Source organism: Mycobacterium sp. OTB74, from assembly GCF_029892685.1.
In the GTDB taxonomy this organism is placed as follows: Bacteria; Actinomycetota; Actinomycetes; order Mycobacteriales; family Mycobacteriaceae; genus Mycobacterium.
Genome location: NZ_JARXVD010000003.1, coordinates 324,401 through 337,779 on the forward strand (window position 1 = coordinate 324,401; position 13,379 = coordinate 337,779).

General features: G+C 64.6%; 13 protein-coding genes. 11 read left to right on the plus strand and 2 right to left on the minus strand.

The genetic code is table 11. The features are described 5' to 3' along the window. Positions 1-36 precede the first annotated feature (36 nt). The 11 genes from M2432_RS07095 to M2432_RS07145 all read left to right on the plus strand — a co-directional run bounded on the left by M2432_RS07095 (position 37) and on the right by M2432_RS07145 (position 11,723). A complete protein-coding gene (locus M2432_RS07095; RefSeq protein ID WP_280826048.1) occupies positions 37-963 on the plus strand; it encodes a 3-oxoacyl-ACP reductase in 927 nt (308 codons plus the stop codon). Between the two features lie 291 nt (positions 964-1,254). Next, positions 1,255-2,019 carry an ABC transporter permease gene (locus tag M2432_RS07100; RefSeq protein WP_280826049.1) on the plus strand — a complete coding sequence of 255 codons (765 nt, stop codon included), beginning with the start codon at positions 1,255-1,257 and terminating at the stop codon, positions 2,017-2,019. Positions 2,020-2,026: 7 nt separating this feature from the next. After that, positions 2,027-2,869, plus strand: a complete 843-nt coding sequence (locus tag M2432_RS07105; protein WP_280826050.1) for an ABC transporter permease — start codon at positions 2,027-2,029, stop codon at positions 2,867-2,869. 13 nt (positions 2,870-2,882) lie between these two features. Beyond that, the gene (locus tag M2432_RS07110; protein ID WP_280826051.1) at positions 2,883-4,094 is read left to right on the plus strand and encodes an MCE family protein; all 1,212 of its coding nucleotides are present in this window, start codon (positions 2,883-2,885) and stop codon (positions 4,092-4,094) included. A 25-nt stretch (positions 4,095-4,119) separates the two neighbouring features. After that, entirely contained in the window at positions 4,120-5,154 is a 1,035-nt protein-coding gene (locus tag M2432_RS07115) for an MCE family protein (RefSeq protein ID WP_280826052.1), read from the plus strand. Then, positions 5,147-6,202, plus strand: coding sequence for an MCE family protein (locus M2432_RS07120; protein ID WP_280826053.1), 1,056 nt, complete (start codon positions 5,147-5,149; stop codon positions 6,200-6,202). The genes M2432_RS07115 and M2432_RS07120 overlap by 8 nt, the downstream gene beginning before the upstream one ends. Continuing rightward, complete coding sequence (locus tag M2432_RS07125; protein ID WP_280826054.1) at positions 6,199-7,671, plus strand: MCE family protein; 1,473 nt, start codon at positions 6,199-6,201, stop codon at positions 7,669-7,671. Before M2432_RS07120 ends, M2432_RS07125 begins: the two co-directional genes overlap by 4 nt. Then, a complete protein-coding gene (locus tag M2432_RS07130; RefSeq protein ID WP_280826055.1) occupies positions 7,671-8,864 on the plus strand; it encodes an MCE family protein in 1,194 nt (397 codons plus the stop codon). Before M2432_RS07125 ends, M2432_RS07130 begins: the two co-directional genes overlap by 1 nt. Next, positions 8,864-10,516, plus strand: coding sequence for an MCE family protein (locus M2432_RS07135; protein WP_280826056.1), 1,653 nt, complete (start codon positions 8,864-8,866; stop codon positions 10,514-10,516). Before M2432_RS07130 ends, M2432_RS07135 begins: the two co-directional genes overlap by 1 nt. Next, positions 10,516-11,229 carry a mammalian cell entry protein gene (locus M2432_RS07140; protein WP_280826057.1) on the plus strand — a complete coding sequence of 238 codons (714 nt, stop codon included), beginning with the start codon at positions 10,516-10,518 and terminating at the stop codon, positions 11,227-11,229. The genes M2432_RS07135 and M2432_RS07140 overlap by 1 nt, the downstream gene beginning before the upstream one ends. Positions 11,230-11,240: 11 nt before the next feature. Beyond that, positions 11,241-11,723, plus strand: coding sequence for a mammalian cell entry protein (locus M2432_RS07145; protein WP_280826058.1), 483 nt, complete (start codon positions 11,241-11,243; stop codon positions 11,721-11,723). Positions 11,724-11,746: 23 nt separating this feature from the next. Here the strand turns inward: M2432_RS07145 and M2432_RS07150 are convergent, their stop codons facing one another. Together M2432_RS07150 and M2432_RS07155 are read right to left on the minus strand one after the other, a co-directional pair. After that, positions 11,747-13,192, minus strand: coding sequence for a trehalose-6-phosphate synthase (locus tag M2432_RS07150; protein ID WP_280826059.1), 1,446 nt, complete (start codon positions 13,190-13,192; stop codon positions 11,747-11,749). Then, positions 13,189-13,353: a hypothetical protein gene (locus M2432_RS07155; protein WP_280826060.1), complete on the minus strand. Its 165-nt coding sequence runs from the start codon at positions 13,351-13,353 to the stop codon at positions 13,189-13,191. Before M2432_RS07155 ends, M2432_RS07150 begins: the two co-directional genes overlap by 4 nt. Positions 13,354-13,379: the final 26 nt, after the last annotated feature.

Below are 13,379 nucleotides of genomic sequence, written 5' to 3' on the forward strand. Positions count from 1 at the left end.
TATTCATAAAATGACACCGCGGACGCGAGGAGCGAGATGACACACGAACTGGACCCAACCGACCTTTCCGGCAAGGTCGCCGTGGTGACCGGGGCCGCCGCCGGTCTGGGCCGCGCCGAAGCGATCGGCTTGGCGCAAGCCGGTGCGACGGTCGTGGTGAACGACATCGCCGCCGCTCTGGACAAGTCGGATGTGCTGGCCGAGATCGCCGCTGTCGGCGCCAAAGGCATTGCGGTGGCAGGGGATATCAGCGCCCGCAGCACCGCGGACGAACTGGTGGCCACCGCAGACAGCGTGGGTGGTTTGTCCATCGTGGTCAACAACGCCGGCATCACCCGCGACAAGATGCTCTTCAACATGACCGACGAGGACTGGGACGCGGTCATCGCGGTGCACCTGCGCGGTCACTTCCTGCTGACCCGTAACGCCGCTACTTACTGGCGGGCCAAGGCCAAGGACGGAGGTGACGACGGAAAAGGCACTGTGTATGGCCGGATCATCAACACCTCTTCGGAGGCCGGGTTGGCCGGTCCGGTCGGTCAGGCCAATTACGGTGCGGCCAAGGCCGGCATCACGGCCCTCACCCTTACTGCCGCCCGCGGTTTGGAGCGCTATGGCGTGCGGGCCAATGCGATTGCCCCGCGGGCGCGTACCGCGATGACCGCCGATGTGTTCGGTGCGGCTCCTGAGGCTGGTGAGGTCGATCCGCTGTCGCCCGAGCATGTTGTCAAACTGGTGCGTTTCCTTGCCTCACCTGCGTCCGAAAAAGTCAATGCCCAGTTGTTCATCGTTTATGGTCCGACCGTGACCCTGGTTGCAGCGCCGACGGTGGAAAGCCACTTCACTGCGTCGTCCGCTGAGTGGGACATGACAGAACTAAGTTCCACGCTGAGCGGATACTTTGCTGACCGCGATCCGGAACGGAATTTTTCGGCGACTGCGCTAATGGAGTCGCGAGACTAACCGTCTCGAATTGCACGGCTGATACGGCACTGCTAAGTGCCGTATCAGCAAACTAGAACACGTTCTAGTTGCGCAACCATTGATACGGCCTGAACTGCGGGTTTACCTCAGATTTCGCCAATCTTACGGTTCGTTTGCTACGTCGAACGTGTTCTAGTTAGTATGATCCGGCTCACTAAGAGCCGCGCTTAAACACTGGGAGCGGTCGGCACTGCGAAGAGCGTGAATGGAATTCTTCGCCGTAATCGAACGAACCCGGCAGAGATTCCCGACTGAGAATGGAGCCGAAGGTTGATCGAACAGCTTGCGGTCCCGGCTCGGGCCGTGGGTGGGTTCTTCGAAATGGCCCTCGACACCGTCGTCAAGGTCTGGCGGAGACCATTTCAGCTCCGGGAGTTCCTCGAACAAACCTGGATGATCGCCCGCGTATCGCTCGTGCCGACCCTGCTCGTGGCCATCCCGTTCACAGTGCTGGTGGCGTTCACCCTCAACATCCTCCTTCGGGAGATCGGCGCTGCCGACCTGTCGGGTGCCGGCACCGCGTTCGGCACCATCACGCAGCTGGGCCCGGTCGTCACAGTGCTGGTGGTCGCCGGCGCCGGCGCCACCGCCATCTGCGCCGACCTGGGTGCCCGCACCATCCGTGAAGAGATCGACGCCATGAAGGTGCTGGGCATCGATCCGATCCATCGCCTGGTGGTGCCACGTGTGCTGGCGTCGACCTTTGTCGCGCTGCTGCTCAACAACCTGGTATGCCTCATCGGCCTGGCCGGCGGCTATGTCTTCTCGGTGTTCCTGCAGGGTGTCAACCCCGGTGCTTTCATCAATGGCCTGACAGTGCTGACCGGCCTGGGCGAGCTGATGCTCGCCGAAGTCAAGGCGCTGCTGTTCGGCGTGGTCGCCGGGTTGGTGGGCTGCTATCGCGGCCTGACTGTCCGGGGCGGTCCCAAGGGCGTCGGTATCGCCGTGAATGAGACCGTGGTCTACGCCTTCATCTGTCTGTTCGTCATCAACGTCATCATGACCGCCATCGGTGTCCGAGTGTTGGCAAGGTGATGTGGCGATGAGTTACGACCTGACCCTGCGGGTCAAGCGCATATTCCGAAAAGTGCCCGGTGTTTTCGACGACATCGGCGAACAGGCGCTGTTCTACGGCGAGTCGTTCCGGTACATCCCGAACGCGCTGACTCGCTACCGCCGCGAGACCATCCGGCTGATCGCCGAGATGACCATGGGCACCGGTGCCCTGGTGATGATCGGCGGCACCGTCGGTGTGGCCGCGTTCATGACCCTGGCCTCCGGTGGCGTCATCGCCGTGCAGGGCTACTCGTCACTGGGCAACATCGGCATCGAGGCGCTGACCGGCTTCCTGTCCGCGTTCCTCAACGTGCGCATCGTTGCGCCGGTCATCGCGGGTATCGCGCTGGCCGCCACCATCGGTGCCGGCACGACCGCCCAGCTCGGCGCCATGCGAGTGGCCGAGGAGATCGATGCCGTCGAATCGATGGCCGTGCACTCGGTTTCGTATCTGGTGTCCACGCGCATCATTGCGGGCCTGATCGCCGTCGTGCCGCTGTATGCGCTGTCGGTGCTGGCCTCGTTCTTCGCGGCCCGGTTTACCACGGTGTTCATCAACGGTCAGTCGGCCGGTCTGTACGACCACTACTTCAGCACCTTCATGGTGCCCACCGACCTGTTGTGGTCCTTCCTGCAAGCCATCGTCATGTCGGTGGCGGTCATGTTGGTGCACACCTACTACGGCTACAACGCCAGTGGCGGCCCGGTCGGCGTCGGCATTGCCGTCGGCCAGGCGGTGCGTACCTCGCTGATCGTCGTCGTCACCATCGTCCTGTTCATCTCGCTGGCCGTGTACGGCGCGTCCGGCAACTTCAACCTCTCCGGATAGGGGGTGCACGACGATGTCCACTAAATCCAGGGCCAAGACCCGGAAGAGACATGTGCGCCTGGCCGCCACGATCCTCATCGGAATCGTGGCCATAGCGACGGTCTTCACCTACCTGTCGTATACCGCCGCGTTCACCCCGACCGACACCGTGACCGTGTTCGCACCCCGGGCCGGTCTGGTGATGGACCGCGACGCCAAGGTCAAGTACCGCGGTATCCAGATCGGCAAGGTCAGGGACATCGAGTACGCCGGCGACAACGCCAAGCTGTCGTTGGCGATCCTGAGCGACGAGATGCGCTTCATCCCTAAGAACGCGAAGGTCCGAATCGCCAGCAACACGGTGTTCGGTGCCAAGTCGGTCGAATTCCTGCCGCCGCCGCAACCCAGCGGCGAATCCTTGCGGCCGGGTGCCCAAGTGGCCACGCCCGACGTGCAGCTGGAGCTGAACACGGTGTTCCAGACGCTGACCGATCTGCTGTCCAAGATCGACCCCGTCAACCTCAATGCCACCATCACCGCGCTGGGTGAAGGCCTTCGCGGTAACGGTGACAACCTGGGCGCCACTATCGCCGGACTCAGCACGTTCCTGGGCAAGTTCAACCCGGAACTGCCGACGCTGCAGAAGGACTTCCAGCGCACCGCGGCCGTCGGCAACATCTATGCAGATGCGGCACCGGATTTGGTGAAGGTCTTCGACAACGCGCCGACGGTCAGCAAGACCCTGGTCGATGAGAAGAAGGACCTGAACGCAGCCCTGCTGGCCACCACCGGGCTGGCCAACAACGGCTACCAGACCCTGGCTCCGGCCGCCGACGACTACATCGCCGCCGTCCAGCGGCTGCGGGCGCCGCTGAAGGTGCTGGGTGACTACTCGCCTGAATTCGGCTGCCTGTTCACGGGTCTGGCGTCGGCGACCGATCGATTCGCGCCACTGCTGGGCGGTGTCCGACCCGGCCTGTTCGTGTCGTCGAGCTTCATCCCCGGCGCGCCGGCCTACACCTACCCGGAGAGCCTGCCGTATGTGAATGCCTCCGGCGGTCCGAACTGCCGAGGATTGCCGAACGTGCCGTCCAAGCAATACGGCGGGTCCTGGTACCACACGCCATTCCTGGTCACCGACAACGCCTACGTACCGTTCCAGCCGAACACCGAACTGCAATTCGACGCGCCGTCGACCCTGCAGTTCCTGTTCAACGGTGCTTTCGCAGAGAAGGACCGCTTCTGATGCACTCCACTCAGTGGGTTCGCTCATGAACCACAGACGCACGATGATCAACGTCTCGGTGTTCACCGTGGTGATGCTGTTGGTCGGCGCCGGTCTGGTCGTGGTCTTCGGCCAGTTCCGGTTCTCGGCCAGCAACAGCTATCACGCGAACTTCGCCGACGCCTCGCGGCTCAAGGCCGGCCAGGACGTCCGTATCGCGGGTGTGCAGGTCGGCTCGGTCCAGAGCGTAAAGCTCAAGGGCGACAACACTATTGACGTCAAATTCAACCTGGACAAGCGATTCCAGCTGTACACCTCCAGCCGCGCGGTCGTGCGCTACCAGAACCTGGTCGGCGACCGTTACCTGGAAATCACCTCGGGCCCAGGAGATCTGCGCAAGCTGCCGCCCGGTGGCACCATCGTCAAGGCCAACACGCAGCCGGCCCTGGACCTGGATGCGCTGCTCGGCGGGTTGCGTCCCGTGCTCAAGGGGCTCGACGGCCAGAAGGTCAACGAGATAAGCAATGCGGTGATCGAGGCGTTGCAGGGTCAGGGTGGGGCGTTGGCCGACATGCTTTCCAGCACAGGCTCGTTCACCGAAACGCTCGCTTCGCGTGATCATCTGATCGGCGACGCCATCAACAACCTGAACACCGTCCTGGGGACCGTCGACGCCAAGGGCGCTCAGTTCAACACCAGTATCGACCAGCTGCAGCAGCTGATCAGCGGGCTGGCCAAGGGGCGCGACCCGATTGCGGGGGCCGTCGGGCCGCTGTCTTCGGCCGAGGCGGACCTGACCGACATGCTCAAGCAGGGGCGGCGTCCGCTGCAGGGCGTGCTGGAGAACACCCGTCCACTGGTGCAGCGGTTGTATGACCGTCGTGGTGAAGTCGACCCGATCATTGAGAACCTCGGTGAGAACTACCTGCGGCTCAATGCACTTGGTGCCTATGGCGCGTTCTTCAACATCTATTACTGCTCGGTGAAGATGAAGTTCAGCGGCCCGGCCGGTAGCGACATTCTCATTCCGTTCGGTGGCCCACCGGACCCGTCGAAGGGTAGGTGCTCCGAACATGGCTAAGCCAGAAAAGGATCCGGTACGCACCGGCATCCTGGGCATCTTCGTGGTGGCCAGTTTGGTGCTGATCTCGTTCGGCTACACGTCGCTGCCGTTCTGGCCGCAGGGTAAGAGCTACACGGCGTACTTCAACGACGCCGGCGGTATTACGCCGAGTAGTGACGTCAGCGTCTCGGGTATGAAGGTCGGCAAGGTCAGCTCGGTGGAGTTGGCCGGAACCTCCGCCAAGGTGAACTTCACCGTCGACCGCAAGATCCGGGTCGGCGACCAGTCACTCGCGGCCATCAAGACCGACACCGTGCTGGGCCAGAAGTCGCTTGCGGTGACCCCGCAGGGTGGCGGCGAGTCCACGGTTATTCCGTTGGGCCGCACCACAACTCCTTACACGCTGAACACTGCGCTGCAGGATCTCGGCCAGAACGCCAGTGAGCTGGACAAGCCGCGGCTGGAGCAGGCGCTGCACGTGCTCACCGACTCGCTGCACGACGCCACCCCGCAGTTGCGTGGTGCGCTCGAGGGTGTGGCAAATCTGTCACGGAGCCTCAACGCCCGCGATCAGGCACTCGAACAGCTGCTCGGCCACGCCAAGAAGGTGTCCGACACGCTGGCCCAGCGCGCTGGGCAGGTGAACCAGCTGGTCACCGAGGGCAACCAGCTGTTCGCCGCCCTTGATGAACGGCGTCAGGCGCTGAGCACCTTGATCTCTGGTATTCGCGGTGTGTCCGAACAACTTTCGGGTTTTGTTGCGGACAACAAGCGGGAGTTCGGGCCGGCATTGACCCAGCTGAATCTGTTGATGGGCAACCTGCTCGAGCGTCGCGACCACATCAGCGAAGCGCTCAAGCGGCTGCCCGGCTATGCCACCGCGCTGGGCGAGGTGGTCGGTAACGGCCCGGGCTTCAACATCAACCTGTACGGCCTGCCGCCTGCCGCGATATCGGAGGTCGCAATGGATGCGTTCTTCCAGCCCGGCAAGCTGCCCGCCAGCCTCGCAGACATGCTGCGCGGTTACATCTCGGAGCGTCTGACCGTGAGGCCCAAGTCACCATGACCGAGAACGTCGCCATGACGGACAACGAGAACCAAAAGCCGAGCCACAAGTCGCGCTGGGTGCGTGGCGCGGTGGCGGTCGCACTGGCGGTCTTGGTCGCGGGTGCGGTGTACCTGGTGTGGCCGTCGCGCGGCGGCCACAAGGTGGTCGCACACTTCGTCAACGCCGTGGGCCTGTACCCCGGGGATGAGGTCCGGGTGGTCGGGGTGCCGATCGGCAGGATCGATTCGGTCGAGCCGCAGGCCCACGACGTCAAGGTCACCATGACGCTGCAGGATGGCGTCAAGATTCCGGCCGACGCTCGGGCGCTGATCATTTCGCCGAACCTGGTGTCCGCCAGGTTCATTCAGTTCACGCCGGCATACACCAGCGGTCCTGCCCTGGCCGACGGTGCCGAGGTGCCGTTGGAGCGCACGGGTGTGCCGGTCGAATGGGACGACGTCAAGAAGCAGCTGACCCAGCTCAGCGCGCAGCTCGGGCCGCAGGTCGGTGCGGAGCAGGGTCCGCTGGCCGCGTTCGTCAACCAGGCCGCCGACACCTTCGACGGCAAGGGTGACTCGTTCCGCAACGCACTGCGCGAACTGTCGCAAACCGCTGGGCGCCTTGGTGATTCGCGCGGAGATCTGTTCGGCACGGTGAAGAACCTGCAGGTTCTGGTCAACGCGCTGTCCAACAGCAACGAGCAGATTGTGCAGTTCTCCAACCATGTGGCGTCGGTGTCGCAGGTACTGGCTGACAGCTCCTCCGGTCTCGATCAGACGCTCGGGACGCTCAATCAGGCGCTGTCCGACGTCAAGGGCCTGCTGAAGGACAACAACAAGGCATTGATCGAGCAGGTCGGCAAGCTGGCCGATTTCACCAAGATCATGACCGACCACAGCGACGACATCGAGCAGGTCCTGCACGTGACCCCGAACGGGCTGGCCAACTTCTACAACATCTACAACCCGGCCCAGGGCTCGCTCGACGGTCTGCTGTCACTGCCCAACTTCTCGAACCCGGTGCAGTTCATCTGCGGCGGTAACTTCGACGTCGGCGCGACGCCGGACAACTACAAGCGTGCGGAGATCTGCCGCCAGCGCATGGCGCCGGTACTGCGCCGGATCGCGATGAACTACCCGCCGGTGCTGTTCCACCCGATCAACAGCATCACCGCGTACAAGGGTCAGATCATCTACGACACCCCGCAAACCGAGGCGAAGTCCGAGACTCCGCTGCCGGATCTGCAGTGGCAGGCGGCCCCCGGTGTGGTACCGCCGAAGATCGGTCCGGATGGTCGACTGAGCGACCTGCTGCTGCCGCCGCCGGCGGAGTTGGGACAGGTCTCGCCGGCCACCCCGCCGCAGGGTGCGAATCCGATGGATGGCGCTGGACCCCTGCCGGGCCCGCCTCCAGGTGCTACTCCCGCTGCCGGCGGTCCTGAGTCGGCCGGTGCCCCCTTGCCCGCCGAAGCCGGAGGTCACAACTGATGAGCGGGATCCCCGTACGGGCCGGCAAGGCCGTGGCGCTGGGGTCGGGTGTGGTGTTGCTGGCAGGCTGCCAGTTCGGCGGCCTGAATTCGCTGAACATGCCCGGTACCCAGGGCCACGGCAGCGGTGCCTATGACATCACGTTGGAGCTGCCGAATGTGGCGGCACTGCCGCAGAACTCACCGGTGATGGTGAACGACGTCACGGTGGGCAGCGTGTCGGGTCTGGACGCCGTGCAGCGTGCCGACGGCACTTTCTATGCGGCGGTCAAGCTCTCCCTCAACGGTGACGTCAAGCTGCCGGCCAACGCGACCGCGAAGGTCGCGCAGACGTCGCTGCTGGGATCGCAGCACATCGAACTGGCACCGCCGGTCGGCGAGGCGCCCACGGGTCGGCTCAAGCAGGGCTCCGAGATTCCACTGGAGCGCACCGGTCGCTACCCGACCACCGAAGAGGTGCTGTCGTCGCTGGGCATGGTGGTCAACAAGGGCAACCTCGGCGCGATCCAGGACATCACCGATGAGACCTACGCCGCCGTGGCGGGCCGGGCCGGGCAGTTCGCCGAGCTGATCCCGCGGCTCGGTGAGCTGACCAAGTCGCTGGACCAGCAGACCGGCGACATCATCTCGGCCATGGACGGCCTGAACCGATTCGCCGCCATCCTCGCGCGCAGCAAGGACAGCCTGGGCCGCACGCTGGACACGCTGCCCGGTGCGATCAAGGTGCTCAACGACAACCGAGAGCACATCGTCGAGGCCTTCACCGCGCTGCAAAAGTTCGCCGCTGTCGGCGCCCGAGTGCTGGCGCAGACCAAAGATGACTTCGCCGCGGACATGAAGGACCTGTTCCCGGTGGTCAAGTCCATCAACGACGTCGCTGACGACTTCATCAAAGACCTGGAATTCCTGCCGACGTTCCCGTTCGACTACAAGTACCTGCGGAACGCGGTCCGCGGTGACTACCTGAACGTGTTCGTGACGTTCGACCTGACCCTGCGCCGGACCGGTGAAACCATCTTCACCACGTCGGCGGGCCTGGACCCGAACATGAAGCGCATGAGCGAAGTGGTCAACCCGCCGGACTTCCTGCTCGGCGCCATGGCGAACCTGTCCGGACAAGCCGCCGATCCGTTCAAGATCCCGCCGGGCACGGCGACACAACACGACGCGAAACAGGATGGAGGGAAGCCGTAATGTTGACTCGCCTTACGCGATTTCAGCTGACGGTGTTCGCCATCGTCACCGTGGTCTGCCTTGCCCTGATCACGACGTCGTACCTGCATCTGCCGGCCGCGGTCGGGCTGGGCTCCTACAAGATCAACGCGAAGTTCGTCACCGGCGGCGGTATCTACCAGAACGCCAACGTCACCTACCGGGGCGTGACCATCGGGCGGGTGCTGTCGGTGGGTTTGACCGACGGCGGCGTGATCACCGAGATGCGGCTGAACAGCGACACCGAGGTACCCGACAACGTGACGGCGACCGTCAAGAGCGTGTCGGCTATCGGTGAGCAGTACATCGATCTGGTCCCGCCGGCGACGGCTTCGCAGAAGATGCTGCGGGACGGTGCGTTCATCGGTCCGGACCGCACGGCTGTTGGCCAGGACATCTCCGACCTGCTCAACCAGGCGCAGGCGCTGGTCACCAGCGTCAGCAACACCAGGTTGCAGGACTTGCTCCGGGAGACCTTCAAGGCATTCAACGGGTCTGGTCCGGAACTGTCCCGGATGCTCCACTCGTCGCGGCTACTGGTGGACGAGGCGAATGCCAACGCCGACCAGATCAACCAGCTGCTGGATCAGGCCGGTCCGCTGTTGCAGTCGCAGATCCGCAGCGGCGACGCCATCAAGACCATCGCCAACAGCCTGGGCCGGCTGACCGCCGAGGCGGCCAAGGCCGATCCTCAGGTGCGGTCGGTGCTGCGCACCGTGCCCGGAGCGGCGCAGGCGGCCAACGAAACGTTCGACGGTATCCGGCCGACCTTCCCGATGCTGGCCGCCAACCTGGCCAATTTCGGCCGGATCGGCGTGATCTACCACAAGTCGATCGAGCAGGCCCTGGTCATCTTCCCGGCGCTGATCGCGGCACTGTTGACCGACGCCGGCGGCGTGCCAATTGACGAAGGTGGCAAGCTGGACTTCAAGGTCGACCTGGGTGATGCGCCGCCGTGCATGGTGGGCTTCATTCCGCCGCCGTTGGCGCGCACACCGGCCGATACGACGGTGCGTGAGCTCCCCGGCGACCTGTACTGCAAGACCGCGCAGAACGACCCCAGCACTGTCCGCGGTGCGCGTAACTACCCGTGCCAGGAGTTCCCCGGCAAGCGCGCACCCACGGTGCAGCTGTGCCGTGACCCGCGTGGTTATGTGCCCATCGGCAGCAACCCGTGGCGTGGTCCGCCGGTGCCGTACGACACTCCGGTGGTCGATCCGCGGAACATCACCCCGGCCAACAAGTTCCCGAACATCCCGCCGGGAGCAGACTATGACCCGGGACCGCCGTCGGTGCATCTACCGGACGGTGTGCCTGCCGGGCCGGGCCCAGCGCCGAACGCTCCGTTCCCGCTTCCGGTTCCGCCCAACAAGCCGGGCGTGAATCCGCCGCCGTGGCCGTTCTTCGCGCCACCGGACCAGATTGTTCCGCCGTACGCGCAGAACAATCCGCCTCCTGCTCCGGCGGCGGACGGTCAGCCGCAAGCGGCTGGGCTGAATGTGACAACGTACGATCCGAATACAGGGGTCTTCGCTGACCCTGCTGGCGGCACCGGAGTACTGGCCGCCGGTACGAACAAGGCGGACTGCGCAGAGACGTGGGTCGACCTGATGAAAGATCCAAGGCAGGTTTGATGACTGACGTACCGGCTGCGACGGACGAGACGTCGGAGCTGCCGGTCGGACGTGGCGTGCGCAGGCGGGCCTCGAGGCCGGCTGGTCCTATCGAGCTCACCGATGCGTCACCAGGCGTGGCAATCGATGTGGCCATTCCGGCCTCGACCAAGGCTGACTCGGTGTCAGCCCGGCCGCTGGTGCAGCCGCGCCGACGGCCGCACGGTGGACTGGTGGCCGCGGTCGGCATCGGTGTTGTCGGGGTGCTGGTCGCAGTGCTGGCGCTGGGCACGGGACTGCTTTGGCACGGCAACCGCCAGATCGAGGCCAAGCAGCCCCGCGAGCAGCAGTTCGTCGACACGGCGAAGCAGACCGTGGTGAACATGTTCACCTTCACCCAGAACACGCTTGAAGAGAGCGTCAAGCGGTTTATCGACGGCACCAGCGGTCCGCTGCGGGACATGATGAGCCAGGGCAACAACGCCGACAACCTGAAGTTCCTGTGGCGTGACACCCAGGCCAGTTCGGAGGCCGTCATCACCGGCGCCGGGCTGGAGAGCATCGACGACACCTCGGGCAACGCCAAGGTGCTGATCTCGGTGCGGGTGACCATGACGGACTTGAACGGCGTCAACCAGCCGTCCAAGGCGTACCGGCAGCGCCTCATCGTGCATGAGGACGACAACGGACACATGACGGCGTACGACATCAAGTGGCCGGACGGAGGCAACTGATGAGCCGGGCGATGACAATCGTGACGACGGCGCTGGGAGCGGTGCTGGCTGCCGCTGTGGTGGTGGTCGGTGGCCTTGGCGGTGCTACGTATTGGCAGCACGTGCGGTTGGCCGGTGAGCAGCAGTCGGCTGCTGACCTGCCGGCGCTGGCCAAGGACGCGATCCCGAAGATCCTCGGTTTTGATTACCAGACCGTCGAGCGCAGCCGGGTCGACGCCTACACCCTGATGACGCCGTCGTTCCGCAAGCAGTATGAGGACCAGACGGGCAGCAAGATCATTCCCGAGGCGCGGCAGCGTCAGGTGGTCAGCCAGGTAACCGTGGTTGGCGCGGGAGTTGAGTCAGCACAACGTGATTCGGGTTCGGTGCTGGTTTTCGTCAACCGGGTCATCACCGACAAATCCAAGCAGCCCGCCTATGACGGCAGCCGTTTGCGCGTCGACTATCAGAAGATCGACGGCAAGTGGCTGATCAACAGCATCAGCCCGGTCTGACGACCCCAGGGGACTACATCTGCTCAGGAGCGGGTGTGGTCCAGGGCGTCGAGGAACGCTCGGGCCCAGCGGTCGACATCATGCGCCAGCACCTGTCGGCGCATGGCACGCATCCGTCGTCGGCCCTCCTCGGGTGACTGGGTCAGCGCCGCGGCGATCGCGTCCTTGATCCCGTCGAGATGGTGCGGGTTGATCAGGTAGGCCTGACGCAATTCCTCCGCGGCGCCGGTGAATTCGCTGAGCACCAGCGCCCCGCCCAGATCGCTGCGGCAGGCCACGTACTCCTTGGCCACCAGGTTCATGCCGTCGCGTAGCGGAGTCACCAGCATGACGTCGGCGGCCACGTAGAACGCGATGAGGTCTTCACGTGGGATCGATCGGTGCACGTACTGCACCACCGAATGGCCAACCTCGCCGTATTCGCCGTTGATGTGGCCGACCTGGCGCTCGATGTCCTCGCGCATGGCCTTGTAGCTCTCGACGCGCTCGCGGCTGGGAGTGGCCAGCTGAACCATTACGGTGTCGTGCCGGTTGGCCCGACCCTCGGCCAGCAGTTCGTCAAACGCGTGCAGCCGGACGTCGATGCCCTTGGTGTAGTCCAGGCGGTCGACCCCGAGAATGATCTTGCGCGGGTTACCCAGTTCGGCACGGATCTGCCGGGCCCGCTGCCGCACGCTGCGGCTGCGGGACTGCGCGTCGAGGGCAGCCGAGTCGATCGAGATGGGGAATGAACCGACCTTGATGGTGCGGGGGCCGAAGTTGACCTCGCCGAACCGGGAGCGCACACCCACCGAAGCCCGGGAAGTGTTGGCACCGAGGAGGCGGCGTGCGAGCACCAGGAAGTTCTGGGCACCGCCTGGCAGGTGGAAGCCGACCAGATCGGCGCCCAGCAGCCCCTCGATGATCTCGCTGCGCCACGGCATCTGCATGAACAGTTCCACCGGCGGGAACGGGATGTGCATGAAGAAGCCGATGACCAGATCGGGCCGCAGCATCCGCAGCATCTTGGGGACCAGTTGCAGCTGGTAGTCCTGAATCCAGACAGTGGCCCCGCGCGCGGCTGTCTGCGCCGTGGCTTCGGCGAAGCGCCGGTTCACCTCGACGTAGGAGTCCCACCAATGCCGGTGATAGGTCGGCTTGACGATGACGTCGTGGTACAGCGGCCACAGCGTGGCGTTGGAGAAGCCTTCGTAATACTCGGCTACCTCCTGGGTGGACAACCGGACGGGGCGCAGCGTCAGTTCGTCCTGGACGATGGGGTCCTCGTCGCTGTCTGGGATGCCGGACCAGCCGATCCAGGCGCCGCGCTGCTTGCGCAGCAGGGGCTCCAATGCGGTGACCAGGCCGCCGGGGCTTCGCTTCCAGGTGACAGTGCCGTCAGGTTGGCGGTCCATGTCGACCGGCAGCCGGTTGGCCACCACGACGAAGTCACAGTCACCTACCGCGCGCCCGGTGTGGCTTGGGGTCACGCGTCGAGTTTCGCCGGCCCGATACCCAACATGGACAGGAACATGCGGCACTCGTCTGCGTCGGTGGCGTACGTTGCGACTACGCGACGGGCCTGACGGGCGGTGCTATCGGCGAGGGGTTCGACATCGCCGATGTCGGCGGGGTCAGTCTTGGCTACCATCCCATAACTCTAGGTGACGGGGTCGA

Coding starts and splice junctions, on each gene's coding strand:
- M2432_RS07095 (WP_280826048.1), top strand. CDS start 37: ATGACACACGAACTGGACCCAACCGACCTTTCCGGCAAGGTCGCCGTG.
- M2432_RS07105 (WP_280826050.1), top strand. CDS start 2,027: ATGAGTTACGACCTGACCCTGCGGGTCAAGCGCATATTCCGAAAAGTG.
- M2432_RS07110 (WP_280826051.1), top strand. CDS start 2,883: ATGTCCACTAAATCCAGGGCCAAGACCCGGAAGAGACATGTGCGCCTG.
- M2432_RS07115 (WP_280826052.1), top strand. CDS start 4,120: ATGAACCACAGACGCACGATGATCAACGTCTCGGTGTTCACCGTGGTG.
- M2432_RS07120 (WP_280826053.1), top strand. CDS start 5,147: ATGGCTAAGCCAGAAAAGGATCCGGTACGCACCGGCATCCTGGGCATC.
- M2432_RS07125 (WP_280826054.1), top strand. CDS start 6,199: ATGACCGAGAACGTCGCCATGACGGACAACGAGAACCAAAAGCCGAGC.
- M2432_RS07130 (WP_280826055.1), top strand. CDS start 7,671: ATGAGCGGGATCCCCGTACGGGCCGGCAAGGCCGTGGCGCTGGGGTCG.
- M2432_RS07135 (WP_280826056.1), top strand. CDS start 8,864: ATGTTGACTCGCCTTACGCGATTTCAGCTGACGGTGTTCGCCATCGTC.
- M2432_RS07140 (WP_280826057.1), top strand. CDS start 10,516: ATGACTGACGTACCGGCTGCGACGGACGAGACGTCGGAGCTGCCGGTC.
- M2432_RS07145 (WP_280826058.1), top strand. CDS start 11,241: ATGACAATCGTGACGACGGCGCTGGGAGCGGTGCTGGCTGCCGCTGTG.
- M2432_RS07155 (WP_280826060.1), bottom strand. CDS start 13,353: ATGGTAGCCAAGACTGACCCCGCCGACATCGGCGATGTCGAACCCCTC.